This is a genomic window from Micromonospora coxensis, from assembly GCF_900090295.1.
Lineage (GTDB): Bacteria > Actinomycetota > Actinomycetes > Mycobacteriales > Micromonosporaceae > Micromonospora > Micromonospora coxensis.
Genome location: NZ_LT607753.1, coordinates 2,647,967 through 2,671,345, shown reverse-complemented (window position 1 = coordinate 2,671,345; position 23,379 = coordinate 2,647,967). Strand labels below are relative to the sequence as shown.

The window sequence follows — 23,379 nt, the reverse complement described above, 5'->3', positions numbered from 1 at the left end:
ATGGCGGAGCAGTCGATGGAACCGGTCGAGGGGGCGGACGCCCGTACCGAGCGGCTGCGGGTCTTCCTCGTGGACGACCACGCCATGTTCCGGGCCGGGGTCCGGGCGGAGTTGGGCGCGCACGTCGAGGTGGTGGGTGAGGCGAGCACGGTGGCCGAGGCGGTCACCCGGATCGCCGCCACCGGGCCGGACGTGGTCCTGCTCGACGTGCACATGCCCGACGGGGGCGGCCGGGCGGTGCTGGACGCGATGCGGCGTACCCATCCGCAGGTCAAGTTCCTGGCGCTGAGCGTGTCGGACGCGGCCGAGGACGTGATCGGGCTGATCCGGGCCGGCGCGCGGGGCTACGTCACCAAGACCATCTCCCCGGACGAGTTGACCGCGGCGATCCGCCGGGTGGCCGACGGTGACGCGGTGTTCAGCCCCCGGTTGGCCGGGTTCGTGCTGGACGCCTTCGCGGCCCGTCCGGACGCGCCGGTCGCCGACCCGGAGCTGGACCAGCTCACCAACCGGGAGCGCGAGGTGCTGCGGCTGCTCGCCCGGGGGTACGCGTACAAGGAGATCGCCAAGGAGCTGTTCATCTCGATCAAGACGGTCGAGACGCACGTCTCCAACGTGCTGCGCAAGCTCCAGATGTCCAACCGGTACGAGCTGTCCCGCTGGGCGGCGGACCGACGCCTGGTGTGAGGACGGGACGAACCGGAAATACCGGGCGACACAAGCTCAGGAGCTGACAAGAGATCAATTCGTGTTCCATAATGCCCCGTCGCGTTCTCGTGTGCGGGTGGTGCGAAATCCCGCGGGAACGGCGACCCATGCAGGCCCGCCACGAGCGGGCCACACCACCCCCGGGGAGAGGTGCACGAATCGTGATGTTCGGAGTACGCGGACGACGCTGGGCGCGGATCGCCCTCGCGACCGTCGCCGGCAGCGCGCTGGCGCTCGGCGCCGCCGCACCGGCCGCCGCCGAGGAACCGGCCACCGGCCAGGCCAAGTCCGTGGGCGGCAGCGTCAAGCTCATGCTCGAGGGCGCGCCGAAGAGTGTCGGCCAGTTGGCCCTCAAGATCGACGGCAAGTTGGTTCCCGCCTTCTGCATCGACTACCACACCGCGGTGGCGATCGACGGCAGGTACAAGGAGGGCACCTGGGACGAGTCCCAGGTGAAGAACCTCGGCAAGGTGCAGTGGGTGCTCACCCACGGCTACCCGAACGCCGACCCGGGCAAGTTGCTCGCCGCCGCCGGTGTCGACCTGCCGGAGCAGATCGACACCAAGCGTCGGGACACCCTGCTCTACTTCGGCACCCAGACGGCCATCTGGCGGTTCAGCGACGGCGTCACGCTCGGGGACTGGGTGCCGGGCCGTGACCTGTTGAACAAGCAGCAGTACGACGTCGTCAAGAAGGTCCACGACCACCTGGTCGACAAGGCCACCGACCAGCCCGAGCCGCGGGCCGAGCTGAGCGTCGACCCGGCCAGCGCCAAGGCCGCCGTCGGCGACAAGGCCGGGCCGTTCACGGTCAAGGGGCCGGCCGGCGAGATCACCGTCGCGGCCGAGGGTGGCGCGGCGGTCGACGCCGAGGGTCGCCCGGTGACCACCACCACCAACGGCGGACAGTTCTGGTTGACCGCCACCGGCCCGGGCGCCGTCAAGGTGACCCTCTCCGCCCAGGACTCGGTCTCCTTCGGCCGGGTCTTCCTCTTCACCGGCCAGCGGGCCGCGCAGAAGCTGATCCTCGGCGGCAGCACCGGCGCCACCGTCACCGCCGGCGCCGAGGCGACCTTCATCGCCGCCCCGAGCAGCCCCACCCCGTCGCCGAGTTCGCCGTCGCCGTCGCCGTCGGCCTCCACCCCGGCCGAGTCGCCGTCGCCCTCGGCCCCGGCCGAGAGCCCGGCGCCGTCCACCTCGCCGGCCGGCAACGGCAGTGACCTGCCGCTGACCGGCTCGCCGATCGCGGCCGCCGGCGCGGCCGGTGTGCTGCTCCTCGCGGTGGGCGCGATCGCCCTCCTGGTGGTCCGCCGCCGCAAGGTCCGCTTCACCGCCTGACGCGCCACCCCCGGCCCCGGCGTCGCCCTCGTGCGGCGCCGGGGCCGGGGTGCGTCGGTGGTCGGTGCGCGGGCCGGCTCCGGTCCGCGCGGTGCCGCCGCCCGGCCCGATCGGCTACGTGACCTCGACACCGTCGGCCACCCGGTCGGTGTTGGCCGCCGCGCGGTGGATGGGGGCATCGGCCGGACGGGCGGAATCGGCCAATGGCCGATGGTCGACGCCGGGTGCCCGCAGGCAGGCTGTCGGCCTCTCGGGCACCCCGTCCACGAGCGGGGCCACGCGTGGCGGCCCTGACGTCTTGCCTGCTCAGAGCGGTACGGCCGGGGTCGTTCATGATCTTTTCTCTGGTATCGGCAACGCGGCGGGCAACTAACGGCTTGATAACGGCACCTTCACGTAATGGGCCGGTGGGTGTCACAGTGGCAGCACCTCACCCCTGGCGCGAGGCACCCCGTACGTCTTGCCGGCCACGGCGCCGCCCACCAATGCGGCTCGTGGCCGTCGAGCCTGCGTGGCGTCGGACGCGAAGGGTGCGGTGGCCCGGCGGATCGGTCCCCCTGGGGTGTCCCGATTTCCTCTGCGGTAAACCGGTGACCTGAACACGAGGTCGCCGGCGGTGTCACCCCCCATGCGTGCGTGAAACCCACGACGGAACCAGGTTAGAAAGAGGAGGCCCCTCGGAATGAGAGTCTCGAAGCGGGCGAGCGGCGCGATCGCCGCGGGCGCGGCATTCGCGCTCATCGCGTCCGGCTGCTCCAGCGGCAGCGACGAGGGCGGCGACGCCGCCAAGACCAGCGACGGCGGCATCATCGTCGATGGTACCGAGCCGGAGAACCCCCTGGTTCCGGCCAACACCACCGAGACCGGTGGCGGCAAGATCATCGACTGGCTGTTCACCGGCCTGGTCGAGTACCCGAACAACGGTGGCGCGCCGCAGAACGCGCTGGCCGAGTCGATCGAGACGACCGACTCCAAGGTCTACAAGATCAAGATCAAGCAGAACACGAAGTTCCACGACGGCACCGTCGTCAAGGCCAAGAACTTCGTGGACGCCTGGAACTGGGGCGCGTACTCGCCGAACGGCGCGCAGAACTCCAGCTTCTTCTCCGACATCGCGGGCTTCGCGGACGTCAACACCTCCGACCCGGACGGCGAGGGCCCGAAGAAGGCTCCGGAGCCGACCGCCAAGGAGATGTCCGGCCTCAAGGTCATCGACGACTGGAACTTCGAGGTCACGCTCGCCGCGCCGACCGCCGTGTTCCCGACCAAGCTCGGCTACAGCACCTTCATGCCGCTGCCGGACGCCTTCTTCGCCGGCAAGGCGGAGGAGTTCGGCAAGAAGCCGATCGGTAACGGCCCGGTCAAGTTCGTGTCCTGGGAGAACAACGTCGCGATCAAGCTGACGCGGTTCGACGACTACTCCCTGCGCGACAAGATGAAGATCAAGGACGTCACCGTCAAGATCTACCAGGACGACACGGCCGCCTACAGCGACCTGGTCTCGAACAACCTGGACTTCATGCAGCAGGTTCCGGTCTCCTCGCTCGCGGGTGACAACTGGAAGAACGACCTGGGCGACCGGGCGATCTCCTCCACCACCCCGGTGACCGGCATCATCGCCTTCCCGATCTACGACGCCCGCTTCAAGAACGCGGACCTGCGTAAGGCGATCTCGCTGTCGATCAACCGCCAGGAGATCAGCGACAAGATCTTCTTCGGCAACCGCAAGCCGGCCGACAGCTGGGCCAACCCGCTCACCCCGGGCGCCAAGCCGGGCAACTGCACCGTCTGCAAGTACGACCCGGAGCAGGCCAAGGCGCTGTACGCCAAGTCCGGTGGCTTCAAGGGCCAGCTGAAGCTGTACTACAACGCCGACGCCAGCCACAAGGAGTGGATGGAGGCCGTCGCGCAGCAGATCAAGACCACGCTGGGCATCGACGCCGTCGCCACCGGTGTGCCGACCTTCGCGGTCTTCCGCCAGAACATCAACGCCCACAAGATGGACGGCATGTACCGCGCCGGCTGGCAGCAGGACTACCCGGACGTCGAGAACTGGGTCAACCCGCTCTACGTGACCGGTGGTTCCTCGAACGACGGTCTGTACAGCAACCCGGAGGTCGACGCCCTGGCCAAGCAGGCCAGCGCCGCCCCGAGCCTGGAGGCCTCGCACGAGCTGTTCTCGCAGGCCGTGGCCAAGATCGACGCCGACGCGCCGTCGATCCCGGTCTACTTCGGTGGTCAGCAGTCCGGCCACTCGGAGAAGATCAAGAAGATGGAGCTGACCAACGTCGGCGAGCTCGACATCACCTCTGTCGAACTCTGATCCGAACGGTCTGACCCCGGGTCGGGCTCGCCTACCGGTGAGCCCGACCCGGGGCCGTTCCGCGAGGGGTGTTACAACATTCCCTCGCCACGTTGTCACCATCCGTGTCGGCCGTCCGACGCGCCCCCTGTCTGGAGGACCACCCCATGGGCCGTTATCTGTTGAGACGGCTGCTCCAACTCGTCCCCGTGTTCATCGGGACGACGTTAATGATCTACGCGCTCGTCTGGGCGGTTCCCGGTGACCCGTTCGCCGGCAAGTGCGGTGATCGGGGCTGCCCGGAGAACTACGTCGCCATGATGACCGAGAAGTACCACCTGGACGAGCCATTTTTCGTGCAGTACGCGGTCTACATGAAGAACCTCTTCCAGGGGGACTTCGGCTCGACCTGGTCCGGCCGCTCCGTGAACGACATCATCGCGACGTCGTACCCCAACACGTTGAAGCTGGCCGCGGTCGCCCTGCTCATCGAGGCCATCATCGGCCTCACCGCCGGTGTGCTCACCGGTCTGCGGCGCAACGGCTTCCTGGACAACCTGGTCCTCGTCAGCACCCTCTTCCTCATCGCGCTGCCGGTCTTCGTCATCGGCTTCGTGCTCCAGTGGCTCTTCGGTGTGCAGTGGGAGATCGTCAAGCCGACCGTCTCCGGCGAGATGCGCTTCACCGAACTCATCCTTCCCGGCTTCGTGCTCGGCAGCGCCTCGACGGCGTACGTCGCCCGGGTGGCCCGCACCAGCATCGCGGAGAACCGTCGCGCCGACTACGTGCGGACCGCGATCGCCAAGGGCCTGCCCATGCGCCGGGTGGTCGGTGTCCACCTGCTGCGCAACTCCCTGATCCCGGTGGTCACCCTGCTCGGCACGGACCTCGGCGCCCTGATGGGCGGCGCGATCATCACCGAGGGCATCTTCGGCATCAACGGCATCGGCCGCCAGGTCCTCCGGGCGATCGTCACCAAGGAGAGCGCTACGGTTGTCTCGATCGTGGTGGTCCTGGTGCTCATCTACCTGCTGATGAACCTGCTGGTCGACCTGCTCTACGCCGCCCTGGACCCGAGGATTCGCTATGAGTGAGCGAAGCGAACTGATGATCATTGCAGCGTGCGCGGGCACTCACGCCCGTGCCGACCGTAGCGAGGTGCAGGCATGAGTGACCCGAGTGCCGCTTCCATCGTCAGCACCCCCCGGCCGGAGAACCCGACCGAGATGGTGCCGGCGACCCCGGGCCAGCCGGAGGCGACCCGCAAGGAGAAGCCCCGCGGTCTGCTCGGTGACGCCTGGCGGGACCTGCGGCGCAAGCCGCTGTTCTGGATCTCCGCCACGTTCATCGTGCTCTTCGTGCTGATGGCGGTCTTCCCGTCGCTGTTCACCAACGGCGACCCGTACAACGGCGCGCTGTCGCGCAGCCGGGTGGAGCCCTCGGGTGACGCCTGGTTCGGCTACGACGTGCAGGGCCGTGACGTCTTCGCCCGGGTGATCTACGGCGCCAACGCGTCGATCGTGGTGTCGCTGCTCTCGGTGCTCGGCGTCATGCTGATCGGCGGGACGATGGGCATCATCGCCGGCTACCGGGGTGGCTGGGTGGACGCCCTGCTCTCCCGGATCGCCGACATCTTCTTCGGCCTGCCGTTCGTGCTCGGCGCCATCGTCATCCTGACCACCTTCAACGGCGCCGGCAGCGACAACAGCGAATGGCAGATCAAGGGCCTGGTCATCGCGTCCCTGGTCCTGCTGGGCTGGCCAGTGGTCATGCGGCTGATGCGCTCGTCGGTGCTCGCCAACAAGGAGGCCGACTACATCGTGGCCGCGCGGGCCATGGGCGCCAGCACCAGCCGGATCATCCTCAAGCACCTGCTGCCGAACTGCCTGGCGCCGCTGCTGGTGTACGGGACGATCATGGTCGGCTCGTTCATCGGCGCCGAGGCCACGCTCTCCTTCCTGGGCATCGGCCTGAAGAGCCCGGTGGTCTCCTGGGGAATCATGGTCAACGAGGCGCAGAACTACCTGCGGCCCTCGCCGTTCCTGCTCTTCTTCCCCTCCGCGTTCCTCGTCACCGCCGTGCTGAGCTTCGTCATGCTCGGTGAGGCTGTCCGCGAGGCCCTCGACCCGAAGCTCCGATAGGGGAGACTGAGTTGTCCGACATTCTCGTGTCCGAGCAGTCCGCACCGGGCGCCGACGGATCCGGCCGCCCCTCCGGCCGGCTGCTCGAGGTCGACGACCTGCGGGTGGAGTTCCGCACCCGGGACGGCGTCGCCAAGGTCATCAACGGGGTCACGTACCACGTCGACGCGGGGGAGACCCTCGCCGTGCTCGGCGAGTCCGGCTCCGGCAAGAGCGTCACCGCGCAGACCATCATGGGCATCCTCGACATGCCGCCCGGCTTCGTCAGCGGCGGTCAGGTCCGCTTCCACGGCAAGGACATGCTCAAGATGTCCGCCGAGGAGCGTCGCCGCATCCGCGGCGAGGGCATCGCGATGATCTTCCAGGACTCGCTCTCCGCGCTGAACCCGGTCTTCACCGTCGGGTTCCAGATCGCCGAGCAGTTCCGGATCCGGCGCGGGATGAGCCGCGCGGACGCCAAGAAGCGCGCGATCGAGATGCTCGACCAGGTCAAGATCCCGAACGCCAAGGGCCGGTTCAACAACTTCCCGCACCAGTTCTCCGGCGGAATGCGGCAGCGCGCGATGATCGCGATGTCGCTGGCGCTCGACCCGGAGGTGCTGATCGCGGACGAGCCGACCACCGCGCTGGACGTGACCGTGCAGGCCCAGATCATGGACCTGCTCGGCGAGCTCCAGCGGGAGCGGCGGATGGGCATGATCCTGATCACCCACGACCTCGGCGTGGTGGCCGACGTCGCGGACCGGATCGCGGTCATGTACGCCGGTCGGATCGTCGAGGAAGCCGACGTCTACGACCTGTACGCCAAGCCGGCGCACCCGTACACCCTCGGCCTGCTCGACTCGATCCCGCGTCTGGACGAGAAGGGGCAGCAGCTCCGCACCATCAAGGGCCTCCCGCCGAACCTGATGAACATCCCGCCGGGCTGCCCGTTCAACCCGCGCTGCCCGATGGCGCAGCCGGTGTGCCGCGAGAAGCTCCCCCCGTTGCTGCAGATCGGCGCCGGCCGGGCCAGCGCCTGCCACTTCGCCGAGGAGCTGGTGAACCGTGACTGAGAACATCCTCGAGGTACGTGACCTGGTCAAGCACTACCCCGTGACCCGGGGTGTGGTGTTCAAGAAGACCATCGGTCACGTCAAGGCCGTCGACGGCGTCTCCTTCGACCTGAAGGCCGGCGAGACGCTGGGCGTGGTGGGTGAGTCGGGTTGCGGCAAGTCGACGCTGAGCCGGGTGCTGATGAACCTGGAGAAGCCGACCGCCGGCAACGTGCTCTACAAGGGTCAGGACATCTCCAAGCTGTCCGGCGGCGCGCTGCGCCGGCTGCGTCGCCAGATCCAGCTGGTGATGCAGGACCCGTACACCTCGCTCAACCCGCGGATGACGGTCGGCGACCTGATCGGTGAGCCGTTCGAGATCCACCCGGAGGTCGCGCCGAAGGGCAGCCGCCGGGACAAGGTCAAGGAACTGCTCGACCTGGTCGGCCTCAACCCGGAGCACATCAACCGGTACCCGCACCAGTTCTCCGGCGGTCAGCGCCAGCGCATCGGCATCGCCCGGGCGCTCGCCCTGCGGCCCGAGATCATCATCTGCGACGAGCCGGTGTCGGCCCTGGACGTGTCGATCCAGGCGCAGGTGATGAACCTGCTGGAGAAGCTCCAGAGCGAGTTCGGCCTGTCGTACGTCTTCATCGCCCACGACCTGTCGGTGGTGCGTCACCTCTCCGACCGGGTCGCGGTGATGTACCTCGGCAAGATGGTCGAGATCGGCACCGAGGACGAGATCTACGAGCGGCCGACGCACCCGTACACCCAGGCGCTGCTCTCGGCGGTGCCGGTGCCGGACCCGACGCTGCGGGAGAACAAGACGATCATCCGGCTCACCGGTGACGTCCCCTCCCCGATCAGCCCGCCCTCGGGCTGCCGGTTCCGGACCCGGTGCTGGAAGGCGCAGGACATCTGCGCCGAGCAGCCGCCGCTGCTGGAGATCCGGCCGGGCTCGGACCACCCGAGCGCCTGCCACTTCGCGGAGAAGCGCGAGATCGTCGCCACCCACGAGGCGTGATCCGCCCGAACCGCCTGCCGGCCCCACGGGCCGGCAGGCGGTTCGTCGTATCCGGGTCCGTCGCAGCCTCCCGGGCAGGCCGTTGTAGCGGCCGTGTAAGGCGGTTGTACCGCTCGTCGTTAGCGTGACGACGCTTCGCCTACGGGAGGTACATGTGCCATGGGAATCCTGATCGCCGCGGTGGTCCTGGTCGGCATTCTGGGTCTGTTCAACCTGCTGCTGACCGCGGGCGTCGTTCGCAGACTGCGCGAACACGCCGAACTCATCTCCAACAAGTCCTCCGGCGACGGGCACGGCGTCGACGCGGACGTGCTGGCACCGGGCGAGACGGCCGAGCCGTTCGCTGCGGAGTCGGTGACCGGGCGGCAGATCGCGCTCACCGACCTGGTGCAGGGCTCGGTCGTCGCCTTCTTCTCGCCGCACTGCCAGCCCTGCAAGGAGCGGGCACCCGAGTTCGCCGCGTACGCGGCCGGGCGGCCGGCCGGCGCGGAGCCGACCGTGGCCGTCGTGGTCGCGAGCGCGGCCGAGGCCGCGGAGATGACGGAGCTGTTGAGCCCGGTGGCCGAGGTGGTCACCGGAGCGGCGGCCGAGAGGGTGGCCGCCGCCTTCCGCACCGAGAGCTACCCGTCGTTCTACGTGATGGGCGCCACCGGCACGGTGTCGGCCGGTGGACACAACCTGTCGGTGCTGCCGGTCGCCGCGGCGGCCTAGCGGGTGATGCAGACGAACGTCGACCAGAGCGTCCGGTCCGCACTGCGGGCCGGACGGCTGGCGCTCCGCCAGGCGGCCCAGGCGGCACCGGGCGCCCTGACCGGTTACGCCCTGCTCGCGCTGGGGCAGGCGGTCGTCCCGGTGGCGGCGGCCTGGCTGACCAAGCTGCTGCTGGACGGGATCACCACCGGCCGGGCACGGGTGGATCCGATGCCGGTGGTCGTCGCGCTGGTGGTCGTCGGGCTGCTGGCCGGTGCCGTCCCGCATCTGTCGGCGTACTTCCGGGACCAGCTCGAACGCGCGACCGGCCTGCGCGCCCAGGATCAGTTGTACGCGGCGGTGGAACGCTTCAAGGGGCTGGCCAGGTTCGAGGAGCCGGAGTTCCAGGACCGGCTGCGGCTGGCCCAGACGGCTGCGGGCGTGACGTCGAGTTCGATGGTCTCCGACCTGCTGTCGGTGGTCGCCACGACGGTCACGGTGCTGAGCTTCGTGCTGTCCCTGCTCGTCGTCAGCCCGGTGATGTGCGTGCTCGTCGTGCTGGCGGCGGTTCCGGTGGTGTTGGCCGAGGTCGCCATGGCACGACGCCGAGCACGGACGACGTGGGGCCTCGGTCCGGTGGAGCGCCGCGAGTTCTTCTACAGCGGCCTGCTCGCCAGCGTGCAGGCGGCCAAGGAGATCAGGTTGTTCGGCGCCGGGCCGTTCCTGCGGGGCCGCATGCTGCGGGAGCGGCGGACGGCGAACGCGGTACGGCGCCGTCAGGATGTGATCGAGCTGCGCCTGCAGGGTCTGCTCGCCCTGCTCGCAGCCGGGGTGACGGGTGCCGCACTCGTCTGGTCGGTGCGGCAGGCGTACGCGGGGCAGCTGTCGGTCGGTGACCTGACGTTGTTCCTGGCGACCGTGGCCGGTGTGCAGGGCGGACTGGTCAGCCTCGCACTCTCCCTGGCCCGAGCGAACGAACAGCTCATCCTCTTCGGTCACTACTTGGCGGTGGTCACCGCCGGTCCGGACCTTCCGGAGTCGGCTGCCCCGGTGCCGGTCCCCCGACTGCGTCACGGCATCGAGTTCCGTGACGTCTGGTTCCGCTATTCCGAGGACCACGACTGGATCCTGCGCGGCGTGAGCCTCTTCGTTCCCGCCGGTGCGACCGTGGGCCTGGTGGGGCGCAACGGCGCGGGCAAGAGCACCCTGGTCAAACTGCTCTGCCGGTTCTACGACCCCGTCCGGGGGGCGATCCTCTGGGACGGCGTCGATCTGCGCCACCTCGACGTGCAGGAGCTGCGGGGCCGGATCAGCTCGGTGTTCCAGGACTTCATGCACTACGACCTCTCGGCCACCGACAACATCGCCTTCGGGGACGTCCGGGCGGCGGAGGATCCGGCCCTGGTCCGCCGCGCGGCCTCGACGGCGGGCATCCACGACGACCTCGTCGCGCTGCCTCGCGGGTACGACACCCTGCTCACCCGGCTGTTCAAGATCGAGGGTGAGCGGGACGATCCGGACACCGGGGTGCTCCTGTCCGGCGGTCAGTGGCAGCGGGTGGCGCTCGCGCGCGCCTTCGTCCGGCAGGTCCGCGACGTGATGATCCTCGACGAGCCCAGTGCGGGACTCGACCCGCTGGCCGAGCACGAGGTCTCCCGCAGCCTGCGTCGCTACCGGTCGGGTGCGACCAGTGTGGTGATCTCGCACCGCCTGAACACGCTCCGGGACGCGGACCTGATCGTCGTGCTGGGCGACGGTGTGGTGGCCGAGAGCGGCGACCACGAAACCCTGCTGGCGCGTGGCGGCAGCTACGCGGAACTCTTCCGGACGCAGGCCCGTGGCTACGCCGAGGAGCGTGGCGCGGTGCAGGCGGGTTAGGACGTCCCCATGGTCTACCTCTGGATCGCGAGCCGCTCGGTCCTGTTCGTGGTGTTCGCCGTCTCGGCGGGCGCGAAGCTGCGCAACCGCGCGGCGTTCCGCGCCTTCGAGGCCGGTCTCGCCGCGATGGAGGTGGTGCCGCGACAGGTTCGCCGTCCGGTGGCGATGACGGTGGTGGCGGCGGAGGCGCTCGTGCCGGTGCTGGTCCTGGTGCCGGCCACCGCGCTGTCGGGGCTGGTGGTCACACTGACGCTCCTCACGGGCTTCACGCTCGCCGTCCTGGCGGTGACGACCAGGGGCAGGAGCGTCTCCTGTCCCTGTTTCGGCGCGAAGGTGGCGCCGTTCGGACGTCGGCACCTGGTCCGGAACACGGCGTTGATCGTGGTCGCCGTCGCCGGGCTGATCTCCGGTGCGGCCGTCACCGACGGCGCGGCGACGACCGGCGGAGTGCTCCTCGCCATCGGAGCGGCCGTCGTGCTGGCCGCGCTGGTGGTGGTCTTCGACGACGTCGCCGACCTTCTGGTCGGCCCGGTCCGACGGGCGCCGCGATGACCGGCGCGGTCGTCGCCCTGGCCCTCGCGGTGCCGGCGGTCGTGGGGCTGGTGCGGCTACGCCGACGCTACCTCGCCGTACGGGTGGCGGGTCCGAGCATGGAGCCGACCCTGCGTCACGGCGATCTGGTGCTGGTACGCCGCGCCCCGCTGGACGAGGTGCCGCGTGACCGGTTGGTGGTCGTGCGGCGGCCACCGCCGTGGCGGGGCCTGCACAGCTGGGCCGACGGCCGGCGGGTGCCCGAGCAGGCCGGTCGGCTGCCGGACAGGGCGGCGGTCGAGGACCCCTGGATCATCAAGCGGGCGGTGGCGGTGCCGGGGGATCGACTGCCGTCCGAGCTGGCCGCGCACCGCACGCAACTCGGCGGGCGGGTGCCCACAGGCTGCCTCGCCGTGCTCGGTGACAACCGCGCAGCGAGCGTGGACTCCCGGCGGTTCGGCTACGTCCAGGAGGAATCGGTGCTCGGCGTCGTGGTCGGAAAGCTCTTTCCGCATCGGGCCGCCGCAGCGCGTGAAACGGGTCGGATGGTCCCGCACATCTGATCTGTACGGCACACGCACGGATTCTGTAGCGGGTCGACCTAACCTCTGTCTCGTCCCTGATCGAAAGAGGAGGACAATATGTTCAAGGCCGCCGAAAATCTCGGCTACCGCATCGTCAGCCGCTTCCTGCCGACCGTCACCGCGTCGGCCGGGACGTGCGCCTGCACCCCGTACGACGGCTGGTGCAAGGACAAGCTCCGCAGCACCTACTGCACCTGCGGTGCGGACTGCAAGACCATCACCTGTCGGTGCAACCCGGCCGGCTGCGGCAACTGACCCGTCCGCCAACGGCAACGCGAGTGCCCGCCCAGACGTGTCTGGGCGGGCACTCCCGTCTACGGTGCCGGCGGGCCGCTCAGCGGCAGCCGCCCGCCGGGCACCAGCAGGTGACGGTGACGCAGTCGGCCTTGCAGCAGCAGCGTGTCGTGCCGCTGCGGCACCAGCAGTCGTTGGGCACGCAGCCGCACACTCCCGCCGAGGCGGTGGCCGTCGGCAGGAACCGGGTCAACACCCGGTACCCGATGCTCTCCGCCAGTCTCCGCATGCATTCCTCCCCTCGTCGTGACGTGGGTGGAGCCTACGAGCGCGTGATACACCGATCGGGGTTCATCACGTACAGGCCCGACGGTGGACCCTGGTTCCCGTCCACCGGACGCAGTTCCGCGGCGAACAGGCGGATGAGGTCCGGCAGCCGGTAGTGGTGCGGTGGAGCGGTGCTCAGCAACCCGAAGTCGACGAGGGTCTCCAGCACCGCCTCCGTCTCGGCAGCCGGTTCCTGGCAGGCGTGCAGGGCCATACCGAGGTCGAAGGGGACCCGGAATCGGCTCAGCCGGGCCAGCGTGCGGACGACCTGCGGATGACGCGCCGACGCCTCGTTGACGGCGTGATCCAGTGACCGGCGGACGGAGATCTCACCCAGGCTGAGTTCGGCGATGCGTCGGTGCTCCGGCAACAGCCGGTCACGGGTCGTCTCCACCGGCCAGTGCGTCCTGGCGGCGAGCCGGGTCGCCGCGGCGGTCAGGGCGAGCGGCAACCCGGCGCAGGCGTCGACGATGTCGGCGACCGCGGCCCGTGCTGCGGAGGCGCGTTCGATCCCGATGATCCCCTCCACCACCTGCATGGCGCTCGACCGGTCGAGCGGCGCCAGCACCGTGGTGTGACTGAGGGCGGGCGAGTGCGAGATGGGCTGGCTCGTCACGATGGCCGCAGATCCCTCGTGTGCCGGCAGCAGCGCGGAGACGTGCGCTGCGGAGGCGGCGTTGTCGAGCACGGTGAGCACCCGCCGCCCGGCAAGGCAGGACCGCAACAGCGCGGCCGCCTCGACGAAGTCCCCCGGCAGCGGGCCGGCCTGCCCGGCGGCGCGGAGCACCCGGTGCACGGTCCGGACGATCGAGACGTCGCCATCGGCATCGCGGTCGTCGCGCATGTCCACGTAGAACTGCCCGTCGGGGAAGTGGCGGGCCGCGGCGTGCGCCACCTGGAGCGCGAGCGCGGACTTCCCGATCCCGGCCGTGCCGTGGATGCCGAGCGTCACCGCGCGACCCGGGGTGGGCTGCGCGAGCAGGTCGGCGAGTTCGGCCAGGGTACGGTCCCGACCGACGAAGACGACGTGCGGCGCGGGAAGATGGCGGGGCGGGCACGGGTCCGTCGGCGTGGTGACCGGTCCGGGCGTGCGTGCCGGAGGCCGGGCCGGCGCCACCGAGTCGGCGGGTGGAGCCAGCTCGGGATCGCGTCGCAGGATCGCCCGGTGCAGCGCCTGCAGCTCCTGATCCGGTTCGACGCCGAGGTGTTCGACGAGGCAGGACCGGGCGTGGGTGTAACTCTCCAGGGCCGCGCCGACGGCTCCGCTGCGGTACTGCGCCAGCATCAGCAGTCGCCACATCCGCTCGCGCAGCGGGTGGTCGCCGACGAGACGAGGCAGCACGGCGGCCACCTCGCGGTGCTGCCCCAGACGCAGCTGCGCCTCGGCACGCTCCTCCAGCACCGTGAGTCGCTGCTCGTCCAGGGCTCCCAGCGCCGCGCCGAGCCAACTGTCGCGCGGCAGGCCCTGGCCGGCGGGGCCCCGCCAGCGGTCCAGCGCATCGGTGAACAACGTCACGGCCCGCTCCGTCCGCTCGTCGGCGAGCGCGACGCGGGCGGCCGTGACCGAGACGGCGAACTGCTCGCTGTCGAGGCGACCAGGCGGAAGCCGGAGCCGGAAACCCGCCTGGGAGGTGGTCAGGCCGCACTCCGTACCCACCAGGTTGCGGCGGATGACGGTCGCGTAGGTACGGAGGTTCTGCGCCGCCGAACGTGGAGGCTCGTCTCCCCAGAGCGCGTCGACCAGACAACCTATCGAGACGATACGGTTCGGAGTGAGGAGCAGCGCCGTCAGCAACTGGCGCGGTTTCATCCCGTTCAGGATCGCAGGCACTCCGTCCTGGAGAACTTCGACAGTTCCCAGGATCTTGAACTCGACATTCATACGTCCCCCGTGACGATGACTGACATCTTCAGTTGTGCCGCGAAGGTCGATGAGAAGCGGAAAAGATCAACCGCTCGTCACGTGCCACCCGACGCGGGTGTCGGCAGAGTACAACCGATTCCGATTCAGATCCAAGGCTGTCCGTGGCGAATTACCGGCAGCGTCGACGAAGTCCGACGTCAATGCGTTGGCATGACGACCGTACAGGGGATTGCCGCGTGTCGTCGGGCTGCGTTCGCCGATCCCGCCGGCCACCGACGTCGTCGGACGCCCGCCGGGGAGGCGTCAGCTGCCGGACAGCCGTGCCGATCCGACCGGGCAGCGGATGACGCTGCCCGGTCGGGCGTGGTGGCGACATGTCGACCGGCGGCCCGGGCCGGACCGGCGCGGCGTGAGGCGGTACGGCGGGTGCTACAGCGGCCCGCGGCCGGCCCGCAGCAGGAGCAGGGCGAGCTGGGTGCCGTCCGCGCCGAGCGCGTGGCGGAAGCGTTCCAGGATCTCCCGTTCCCGGGAGAGCACGAGGCGGGTGCCGCCGGAGGCCATCCGGGTGGCGCCGACCTCCCGGGACAGTTCGGCCCGCTCCTGCCAGAGCGCGATCATCGTCCGGTCGATCTCGTCGATGCGCTCGCGGATGGCGGCGATCCGGGCCGCGGCCCCCGGCTCGTCGGTGCCGAAGCGGGCCGCGGTGTCCCCGCCGGCCTCGCCCGCCTGCGTGTCCGTCGTGTCGCCGCTCTGTTCCGCCACGTCTGTCATCATCGGTCGTACCTTCCTGACGTCGTGCCCGGTGTCGGGATCCCGGAACGGAGAAAGCCCCGGGCTCCAGGAGCCCGGGGCTTTCTCGTAGGTCTGTCGATCAGGCGCGACCCACGGCTGCCGGACTCCCGGTGCCGTAGTAAAAGAAGACGCGCTGACCGAACACGGGATCGAGTATGCCGACCGTCGGGGCGGCGGCGCAAGGAAACGCCAACACGTGGGACGTCACACGGCCCCGGCGCGCGGGGCCGTGTGACGTCCGCTCAGCCCAGCCGGGTGATCCGGTCGGCCGGGCCCGGCCCCACCGGAGCGCCGGCGCCCAGGTACGCGATCAGCGCGTCCACGTCGAAGCCGGGAGCGGTGGTACGGCCGGTGCCCGCCCTCAGTTCGGTGAACCCGTCCCCGCCGTTGGCGAGGAAGTCGTTCGTGGTGACCCGGTAGCCGGCCGCCGGGTCGACCGGGACGCCGTTCAGCGCCAGCGCGCTGACCCGGGAGCCCGCCGGGGCGGTGGTGTCGTAGGAGTAGGTCAGCCCGGCCGACGGCTGCAGGATCCGCTGGGTGGTCTGCCCGTTGAAGCCGACGAACTGCTGCTCCAGCACGTTCTTGAGCTGTGCGCCGGTCAGCGTCTGGGTGACCACGAGGTTGTTGAACGGCTGGACGCTGAATGCCTCGCCGTAGGTCACCTCGCCCGGGGCCTCGCCCCCGGCCGACGCCCCGTACGACAGGGAGGCCCGGACCCCGCCCGGGTTCATCAGCGCCAGCTGCGCCCCGTCGCCCCTGGTGTACGCGAGCTGCGCGTCGGCGATCACGTCGCCGAGCGGGCTCTCCCCGTTCGGGCGGGCGTCGCGGACGATGTCCGCGCTGATCCGGCCGACCACCCGGTTGGCGATCGGGGCGACCGCCGCCCGGTACTTGTCGGCCAGCGCCTTCGCGCCCGGGTCGACCAGGTCCGGGTTGCGGACGTAGACGCCGGGGGCGCTCTGCTGCCAGGTGCCGTCGGCGTTGCGGACGCCGTTCTCCACGATCACGTTCTTCGCGGTGATGCTGGTGAACCGGCCGGTGCGCCGGTCCAGCGAGTAGTCGATGTCGGTGATCAGCTGGCCGTTGCTGCCGGCGCTGGTGACGACGCTCTGCGCGCCGGAGGAGTTCGGCAGCGAGCAGGAGTAGAAGCGGTGGGTGTGTCCGGAGACCACCACGCCGAACTCGGGCCGCAGGCCGCGCACGATGTCCACGATCGGGCCGGAGAAGTTGGCGCAGTCGGAGACGCCGGGAGCGGCGGGCGGCGGGCTCTGGGCCCCGCCCTCGTGCACCAGCAGCACCATCGCCTTGACGCCGAAGAGCTTCAGCAGCCCGCCCCACTTGTTGGCGGTCTGGACCTCGTCGGTGAAGGTGACGTCCTTGATCCCGGCCGGGTTGACGATGCCCGGGGTGCCCTCCAGGGTGACCCCGACGAAGCCGACCGGCACACCCCCGACGAAGCGCACGTCGATCGGCGGCAGGATCGGCAGCTTGGTCTTCTTGCTGATGGTGTTGGCGGCCAGGTAGGTGAACTCCGCCCCGGCGAACCCGTCGCCGTCGGCGCAGCCGTCGACCGGGTGGCAGCCGCCCTTGTCGATCCGGATCAGCTCGTCGACGCCCTCGTCGAACTCGTGGTTGCCGACCGAGCTGATGTCCAGCCCGACCTCGTCCATCAGCTCGATCGTCGGCTCGTCGTGGAAGGCGGCGCTGACCAGCGGGGTGGCGCCGATCAGGTCACCGGCGCCGACGGTGGTGGTGCCCCGTCCCTCGGCCTTCGCCTCGGCGCGCAGCTTCCTCAGCCAGGTGGCGAGGTACTCGACGCCGCCGGCGGGGGTGCCGTTGACCGCGGCGCCGCTGCCGCCGGGCGGGTCGATGGCGCCGTGGAAGTCGTTGTAGCTGAGGAACTGGCCCTTGATCTCGCCGCCGCGGGGCGCGGCGTAGGAGACGGCGACCGGCACGAGCCCGGCCGTGTCGTCGGTGGCGGCCGGTTGCGGTCCGGGCCGTCCGGTGGCGGGCAGGCTGGCCACGACGGCCAGCGCGAGGGCCGGCACGGCGAGGTGACGCAGCAGGGCCCGACCGCGCGAGCGCGGTTGACTCATGGTTGTTCTCCCAAGTCGTGTACGGGGGAGTAGTCGGGGGTTTCCGCGTCATCGTCCCGGGTCGGGTACGAACACGCCAGGGGCGACACCGTGACAGGTTCGTCTCAGTCCGCCGCGTGACGGTGTCACGGCGGGGCGTGCGCGGGCGGGAAGTGTCCGGCCGGCGGCATAGACTCGCCGTGCGATGCATCCTCTCTTCGACATCCCCGCGTCCCCGCCCGCGCCCGAGCCGGCCCGGACCCCGCCGCGTCGGCCGGGTTCCGCCGTCTCGCACCTCGATCCGCAGCAGTTGGTCGAGGGGTTGAACGGCCCCCAGCGGGACGCGGTCACCCACGCCGGCTCGCCGCTGCTGATCGTGGCCGGCGCCGGTTCCGGCAAGACCCGGGTGCTCACCCACCGGATCGCCTACCTGCTCGCGGCGCGGGACGTGCACCCGGGCGAGATCATCGCGATCACCTTCACCAACAAGGCCGCCGGGGAGATGAAGGAGCGGGTGGCCAACCTGGTCGGCCCGCGCGCCCGGCTGATGTGGGTCTCCACCTTCCACTCCGCCTGCGTACGGATCCTGCGCGCCGAGCACGAGCACGCCGGGCTCAAGTCCACCTTCTCCATCTACGACGCGGACGACTCGCGCCGGCTGATGCAGATGGTCGCCCGGGAGTTGGACCTCGACCCGAAGCGCTACCCGGCGCGAGGGCTGGCCGCCCAGGTCTCCAACCTGAAGAACGAACTGGTCGACCCGGAGGAGTTCGCCGGCCGGGCCAAGGGGCCCAACGAGCGGGCTCTCGCCGAGGCGTACACCCTCTACCAGCGGCGGCTGCGCGAGGCGCACGCGCTGGACTTCGACGACCTGATCATGACGACGGTCCACCTGCTCCAGTCGCACCCGCACGTCGCGGAGAGCTACCGCCGTCGGTTCCGGCACGTGCTGGTCGACGAGTACCAGGACACCAACCACGCCCAGTACGTGCTGATCAAGGAGCTGGTCTCCGGCACCGAGGGGGTGGAGCCGGCGGAGCTCTGCGTGGTCGGTGACGCCGACCAGTCGATCTACGCGTTCCGGGGCGCGACGATCCGCAACATCCTGGAGTTCGAGCGGGACTTCACCGACGCCCGGACGATCCTGCTGGAGCAGAACTACCGCTCCACCCAGACCATCCTCAACGCGGCGAACGCGGTGATCGACCGCAACACCTCCCGCAAGCCGAAGCGGCTGTGGAGCGACGCGGGCGCGGGGGAGCAGATCGTCGGTTACGTCGCCGACACCGAGCACGCCGAGGCGGACTGGGTGGCCCGGGAGATCGACCGGCTGGTCGACTCCGGCGACACCCGCCCCGGCGACGTGGCCGTCTTCTACCGCACCAACGCCCAGTCCCGGGTCTTCGAGGAGGTGTTCATCCGGGTCGGCCTGCCGTACAAGGTGGTCGGCGGGGTGCGCTTCTACGAGCGCAAGGAGGTCCGTGACGCGCTGGCCTACCTGCGCGCGGTGGTCAACGACGACGACACGGTGAGCCTGCGCCGGATCCTGAACACCCCCCGCCGGGGCATCGGCGAGCGGGCCGAGGCCTGCGTGGAGGCGCTCTCCAGCCGGGACCGCATCTCCTTCGGGGCCGCGCTGCGCCGGGCGAAGGACGCCCCGGGCATCTCCACCCGGGCGGCCAACGGCATCGCCGAGTTCGTCGCGCTGCTCGACGGCGCCCGGGAACTCGCCGGGACCGGCACGCCGGAGGAGGTACTGGAGGCGCTGCTCACCCGCTCCGGCTACCTCACCGAGCTGGAGGAGAGCCTCGACCCGCAGGACGCCGGCCGGGTGGACAACCTCCAGGAGTTGGTCAGCGTCGCCCGGGAGTACACCGAGCGGATCGAGGCGACCGCCGAGGAGGGGGAGCGGGCCACGGTGGCCGGCTTCCTGGAGCAGGTGGCGCTGGTCGCCGACGCCGACCAGATCCCCTCCGACGACCCCGACCACCAGGGCGTGGTCACCCTGATGACGCTGCACACCGCCAAGGGGCTGGAGTTCCCGGTGGTCTTCCTGACCGGCCTGGAGGACGGCGTCTTCCCGCACCTGCGCTCGCTCGGCGACACCCGCGAGCTGGAGGAGGAGCGGCGGCTGGCGTACGTCGGCATCACCCGGGCCCGGCAGCGGCTGCACCTGTCCCGCGCGGTCACCCGCTCGGCGTGGGGGCAGCCGGCCTACAACCCGCCGTCGCGGTTCCTGGAGGAGCTGCCGCCGGAGCTGGTCCGCTGGGAGCGCACCGAGGGGTCGTACACCTCGTGGGCCGGCGGGGGCGGCGGCGTCGGGGGTCGCGCGGACCGCGCGCCCGGCGGGCGTGGCGGCTTCACCGGGGGTACGCCGAAGGCGGCGCAGCTCGCCAAGCGGCTCGGGGTGGACGCCAGCCGGCTGGCCACCGCCAGCGAGCTGCCGCAGGGGCCGAAGGTCGCGGTCGGCGACCGGGTCAACCACCAGCGCTACGGGCTGGGCCGGGTGCTGGCCGTGGAGGGGCACGGACCGGGCGCGCGGGCGCAGATCGACTTCGGCGAGCAGACCATGTGGCTGGTGCTCCGGCACGCCCCGATCGACAAGCTCTGACCGACGCGAGGGGCCCGGCTCCGGCACACCGCCGGGCCGGGCCCTCGCCTGTCGCCCGCGGCGCTGCGGCCCTCGTGGGTCGGGGTCGCCGTCCGACGGCCGCGCCGCCGCGAGCCTCGGGGGCGCAACGGCGGGCGCGGCGTGGCGTCAGCAGCCCACGTCGAGGCCCCGGGCGCGCAGGAACGGCCCCGGGTCGATCTGGTTCCACATCTGGCCCTGGTGCACCTCGAAGTGCAGGTGCGGACCGGTGGAGTCGCCGGTGGAGCCCTCCAGGCCGATGGTCTCCCCGGCCCCCACCTTCTCGCCCACGCTCACCTTGGCGGTGCTCAGGTGGGCGTAGTGGGTCAGGTAGCCGTTGCCGTGGTCGACCACGACGGAGATGCCGTACCCGTCGCCGACGTCGCCGGCCTTCTCGACGGTGCCGCCGAAGGCGGCGCGGACCGGGGTGCCGGCGGGCATGGCGAAGTCGATGCCGGCGTGCAGGGTGCCCCAGCGCGGGCCGTAGCAGGAGGTGATCTCCGCGCCCTTCATCGGGAGGACCCAGGACGGCTTCGGCTTCGCCGTCGCGGTCCGCGTCGGCGTGGGCTTCGGGGTGGCCTTCCTGGTGGGCTTCGGCGTCGGGCTGGCGCTCGGGCTCGCCGTGGTCGGGCTGGCGGTGACCGACGGGCCGGCCGGGGCGATCGGCTCCCGGTCCGAGCGGTCGGCGCGGGCGTCGGCCTCGGCCCGGGCCTGGGCGTCGAGCGCGACGGCGGTCGGGGCGGGGCGGTCGTCGGCGTCGAGCGCGACGGCCGAGGCGCCGGCGAGGCCGAGGCCGACCAGGGCGACCGCGCCGACGACGAGGGCGCGCCCAGGGCGGCGCGGGCGCCGGTGCCGCGCCGGGGCGGCAGCGATCTTCTCGTTGCGGGTGTTGTTGTCTTCCTGCACGTCGGACCTTCACACACTCGGGGGCGGGACCTGCCCATCCTGGGTGTAGGCCGGGTCCGTGGCGGGTACCGGCACCAGTGGGTGACCCGAGCGGGCCGGCGCATCTCGCCGCCTTCGTGCCTCTCCGGTGGAGATTGCGCGGTTCTGTGATCTTGTGTGCCGGTGGTGTCGGTCACACTCGCCGGTGTGACGTAGCAGACTTCGGCGCACGAGAAACCGCCCGGATCGAGCGATCCGGGCGGTCAACGGGCGATACGGAGCGTCAGGAAGCCGCTACCTCGCTGTAGTACGCCTCGACTTGCAGCTTGATGTCCACTCCGCGCTCCTGGAGCCACGGCACCGGGTCCAGCGGCTCGCCCTTGACATGGATCTCCAGGTGCAGGTGGGAGCCGTAGGAGTGGCCGGTGTTGCCCACCAGGCCGAGCTGGTCGCCCGCCTTGACCTGCTGACCCTCCCGGACGCTGACCGAGGAGGAGTGGCCGTAGATGGCCTCGCTGCCGTCGGCGTGCTGGACGATCACCGCGTAGCCGTACCCGCCGAACCAGCCGGCCTTGGTGACCGTGCCGGAGTGGATGGCGACGTAGGGGGTGCCCTCCGGCGCGACCAGGTCGATGCCGGTGTGCAGCTTGCCCCAGCGCATCCCGTACGGGGAGTTGAAGTCGTAGCCCTGCAGGGGGAGCAGCCACGGGTCCTGCTCGGTGGCGCTGACCTGGGAGTCCCGGGCGGTGTCCCGGGAGGCGCGGTCAGCGGCGTCGGCACGGGCCGCCGCGTCCTGGCTGGTGATCGACGCCTGCTTGAGCTCGTCGAGGACCGAGGGGCTGACCGTCTTGCTGTCGGGGAGGGCGCCCGCGCCGAGCGCGACGATTCCGGCTCCCACGAACGCGGTGGTGACGACCGCGGCGTAACGGCTCCGCGGGGGGTGGGTACGCGGCGGCGGCCGCGATATCTATCGGGCTCAGACGACAGGCGCTGGCGCACGCATACCCTCCGTTGTCGGGGATCCGATGCCACCTCCGGCCGTCCGGCGGGTTCCGTCGAACGTCCGTTGGTCGCGTCGTCACCCGTCCGTGGACCTGATGACAACCGTGGACACGGTAGCCCTCCACCGCCCCCGTCACAAGCGGAAGCGCCGAACCGGTGAGTCTTTCTGTCCCTTTCCGTCCACCAATGTCATAGCTCCAGCCGCCGTACGGCTGTCCCGCTAACTGCCCGTTCGTCGCGGACAGTGACCGAACGGCGGAGGCGTCCGGCTTCCCGGCGGGGCCGGTGGACGATAGGGGTGCGGCCCGGATTTCCCGCCCTGGCCCCGTCGGTTACCGTTCGTTCAGGTGATAGCCGCCAAGCCCGTGAAAGGTGTGCGCTGATGAGCTCTCGTATCCGGGTCGTCGTCGCGAAGCCGGGGCTGGACGGCCACGACCGCGGCGCCAAGGTCGTCGCGCGCGCCCTCCGCGACGCCGGCATGGAGGTCATCTACACCGGCCTGCACCAGACGCCGGAGCAGATCGTGGAGACCGCCATCCAGGAGGACGCCGACGCGGTCGGCCTCTCCGTGCTCTCCGGGGCGCACATGACCCTCTTCCGTCGGGTGCTGGAGCTGCTCGCCGAGCGGGACGCCCGGGACATCGTCGTCTTCGGCGGCGGCATCATCCCCGACGCCGACATCCCCGAGCTGGAGCAGCTCGGCGTGGCGAAAATCTTCACCCCCGGCGCGACCACCCAGTCGATCGTCGAGTGGGTCCGGGGGAACGTCGCCCAGTCCGTCGCCTGACGGCTGCGTCCGCACGTCCCCGGGCCGGCTGCCGCTGGCGGCCGGCGCGCCGGGTGACCCACCTCGTCGCGATGCGGCGGTGTCCCGCTCCCGGGACACCGCCGCATCGCTGCTTCGGGGAGGCCGGGTGGTCGTCGACGGGAGACGGAGCCGGAACCCGGGCACGGGGGAAGGGCCGGACGCACCCCTCACACGCCCGGCCCTTCTATGCACGATGCCCCGCCGCCACCCCTCGACCGACAGGGCATCGGCCGCTCCCGTCGCCGCGCTCGATCAGCGCTCCGACATCAGACTCAACGACGCCCCCACCAGGGGGTTACGCCACTTTTCCGGGATCTTCCGGGGCCCTCCGGGCGGGGTCGTTCCCACCGGCGAGTCGCCTGCGGCGCGCTGTGCATTACCGCACACCACGCACCCGCTCGGTTGCCGGCGGTGGCTGTCTCGCTAGGCTGCGGCCGACGGCCTGTTTCAACTGATGACAGGCGTCGAAGGAGTTTCCACAACGCTGGTGGCGGCGCGACGGCGCGCCGCGGAGACGGGACGGGACGCGCA

At 70.8% G+C, this 23,379-nt stretch carries 19 protein-coding genes and 1 pseudogene; 14 read left to right on the top strand and 6 right to left on the bottom strand.

The window, feature by feature from the left end; genetic code table 11:
* The 12 genes from GA0070614_RS11940 (at position 1) to GA0070614_RS11885 (ending at position 12,487) form a co-directional block, all read left to right on the top strand.
* Complete coding sequence (locus GA0070614_RS11940; RefSeq protein WP_088976026.1) at positions 1-687, top strand: response regulator; 687 nt, start codon at positions 1-3, stop codon at positions 685-687.
* 185 nt (positions 688-872) lie between these two features.
* Positions 873-2,045, top strand: coding sequence for a thioester domain-containing protein (locus GA0070614_RS11935; RefSeq protein ID WP_231933617.1), 1,173 nt, complete (start codon positions 873-875; stop codon positions 2,043-2,045).
* A 682-nt stretch (positions 2,046-2,727) separates the two neighbouring features.
* Positions 2,728-4,368, top strand: coding sequence for a peptide ABC transporter substrate-binding protein (locus GA0070614_RS11930; RefSeq protein ID WP_088976024.1), 1,641 nt, complete (start codon positions 2,728-2,730; stop codon positions 4,366-4,368).
* 146 nt (positions 4,369-4,514) lie between these two features.
* The gene (locus tag GA0070614_RS11925; protein WP_088976023.1) at positions 4,515-5,441 is read left to right on the top strand and encodes an ABC transporter permease; all 927 of its coding nucleotides are present in this window, start codon (positions 4,515-4,517) and stop codon (positions 5,439-5,441) included.
* Between the two features lie 72 nt (positions 5,442-5,513).
* Entirely contained in the window at positions 5,514-6,488 is a 975-nt protein-coding gene (locus GA0070614_RS11920; RefSeq protein ID WP_088976022.1) for an ABC transporter permease, read from the top strand.
* A gap of 26 nt (positions 6,489-6,514) precedes the next feature.
* Positions 6,515-7,543, top strand: a complete 1,029-nt coding sequence (locus GA0070614_RS11915; protein WP_088976021.1) for an ABC transporter ATP-binding protein — start codon at positions 6,515-6,517, stop codon at positions 7,541-7,543.
* Positions 7,536-8,549, top strand: a complete 1,014-nt coding sequence (locus tag GA0070614_RS11910; protein ID WP_088976020.1) for an ABC transporter ATP-binding protein — start codon at positions 7,536-7,538, stop codon at positions 8,547-8,549. The genes GA0070614_RS11915 and GA0070614_RS11910 overlap by 8 nt, the downstream gene beginning before the upstream one ends.
* A 159-nt stretch (positions 8,550-8,708) precedes the next feature.
* On the top strand, positions 8,709-9,260 hold the full coding sequence (locus GA0070614_RS11905; RefSeq protein WP_088976019.1) for a redoxin domain-containing protein: 552 nt from the start codon (positions 8,709-8,711) through the stop codon (positions 9,258-9,260).
* Positions 9,261-9,266: 6 nt separating this feature from the next.
* Entirely contained in the window at positions 9,267-11,117 is a 1,851-nt protein-coding gene (locus GA0070614_RS11900) for an ABC transporter ATP-binding protein (RefSeq protein ID WP_088976018.1), read from the top strand.
* Between the two features lie 9 nt (positions 11,118-11,126).
* Positions 11,127-11,669 (top strand): MauE/DoxX family redox-associated membrane protein, encoded by a 543-nt coding sequence (locus tag GA0070614_RS11895; protein WP_088976017.1) that lies wholly within the window; start codon positions 11,127-11,129, stop codon positions 11,667-11,669.
* A complete protein-coding gene (locus GA0070614_RS11890) occupies positions 11,666-12,211 on the top strand; it encodes a S26 family signal peptidase (protein ID WP_088976016.1) in 546 nt (181 codons plus the stop codon). Before GA0070614_RS11895 ends, GA0070614_RS11890 begins: the two co-directional genes overlap by 4 nt.
* Before the next feature lie 78 nt (positions 12,212-12,289).
* A complete protein-coding gene (locus GA0070614_RS11885; RefSeq protein WP_088976015.1) occupies positions 12,290-12,487 on the top strand; it encodes a hypothetical protein in 198 nt (65 codons plus the stop codon).
* 79 nt (positions 12,488-12,566) lie between these two features.
* On the opposite strand, the gene GA0070614_RS30210 is transcribed toward GA0070614_RS11885, so the two are convergent.
* The 4 genes from GA0070614_RS30210 to GA0070614_RS11870 all read right to left on the bottom strand — a co-directional run bounded on the left by GA0070614_RS30210 (position 12,567) and on the right by GA0070614_RS11870 (position 17,545).
* Entirely contained in the window at positions 12,567-12,755 is a 189-nt protein-coding gene (locus GA0070614_RS30210; protein ID WP_157744986.1) for a hypothetical protein, read from the bottom strand.
* Between the two features lie 33 nt (positions 12,756-12,788).
* On the bottom strand, positions 12,789-14,603 hold the full coding sequence (locus GA0070614_RS11880; protein ID WP_172892421.1) for a BTAD domain-containing putative transcriptional regulator: 1,815 nt from the start codon (positions 14,601-14,603) through the stop codon (positions 12,789-12,791).
* A 483-nt stretch (positions 14,604-15,086) separates the two neighbouring features.
* Positions 15,087-15,431, bottom strand: a complete 345-nt coding sequence (locus tag GA0070614_RS11875; protein ID WP_088976013.1) for a chorismate mutase — start codon at positions 15,429-15,431, stop codon at positions 15,087-15,089.
* 260 nt (positions 15,432-15,691) lie between these two features.
* On the bottom strand, positions 15,692-17,545 hold the full coding sequence (locus tag GA0070614_RS11870) for a bifunctional metallophosphatase/5'-nucleotidase (RefSeq protein WP_088976012.1): 1,854 nt from the start codon (positions 17,543-17,545) through the stop codon (positions 15,692-15,694).
* Positions 17,546-17,729: 184 nt separating this feature from the next.
* Between GA0070614_RS11870 and pcrA the strand changes: the two genes are divergently transcribed.
* Complete coding sequence (pcrA, locus tag GA0070614_RS11865; protein ID WP_088976011.1) at positions 17,730-20,135, top strand: DNA helicase PcrA; 2,406 nt, start codon at positions 17,730-17,732, stop codon at positions 20,133-20,135.
* Positions 20,136-20,282: 147 nt separating this feature from the next.
* On the opposite strand, the gene GA0070614_RS11860 is transcribed toward pcrA, so the two are convergent.
* On the bottom strand, positions 20,283-21,059 hold the full coding sequence (locus tag GA0070614_RS11860) for a M23 family metallopeptidase (RefSeq protein ID WP_088976010.1): 777 nt from the start codon (positions 21,057-21,059) through the stop codon (positions 20,283-20,285).
* Positions 21,060-21,321: 262 nt separating this feature from the next.
* A pseudogene (locus GA0070614_RS11855) lies at positions 21,322-22,037 on the bottom strand (M23 family metallopeptidase).
* A gap of 385 nt (positions 22,038-22,422) precedes the next feature.
* Between GA0070614_RS11855 and GA0070614_RS11850 the strand changes: the two are divergent.
* Positions 22,423-22,827 carry a cobalamin B12-binding domain-containing protein gene (locus GA0070614_RS11850; RefSeq protein ID WP_088976008.1) on the top strand — a complete coding sequence of 135 codons (405 nt, stop codon included), beginning with the start codon at positions 22,423-22,425 and terminating at the stop codon, positions 22,825-22,827.
* Positions 22,828-23,379: the final 552 nt, after the last annotated feature.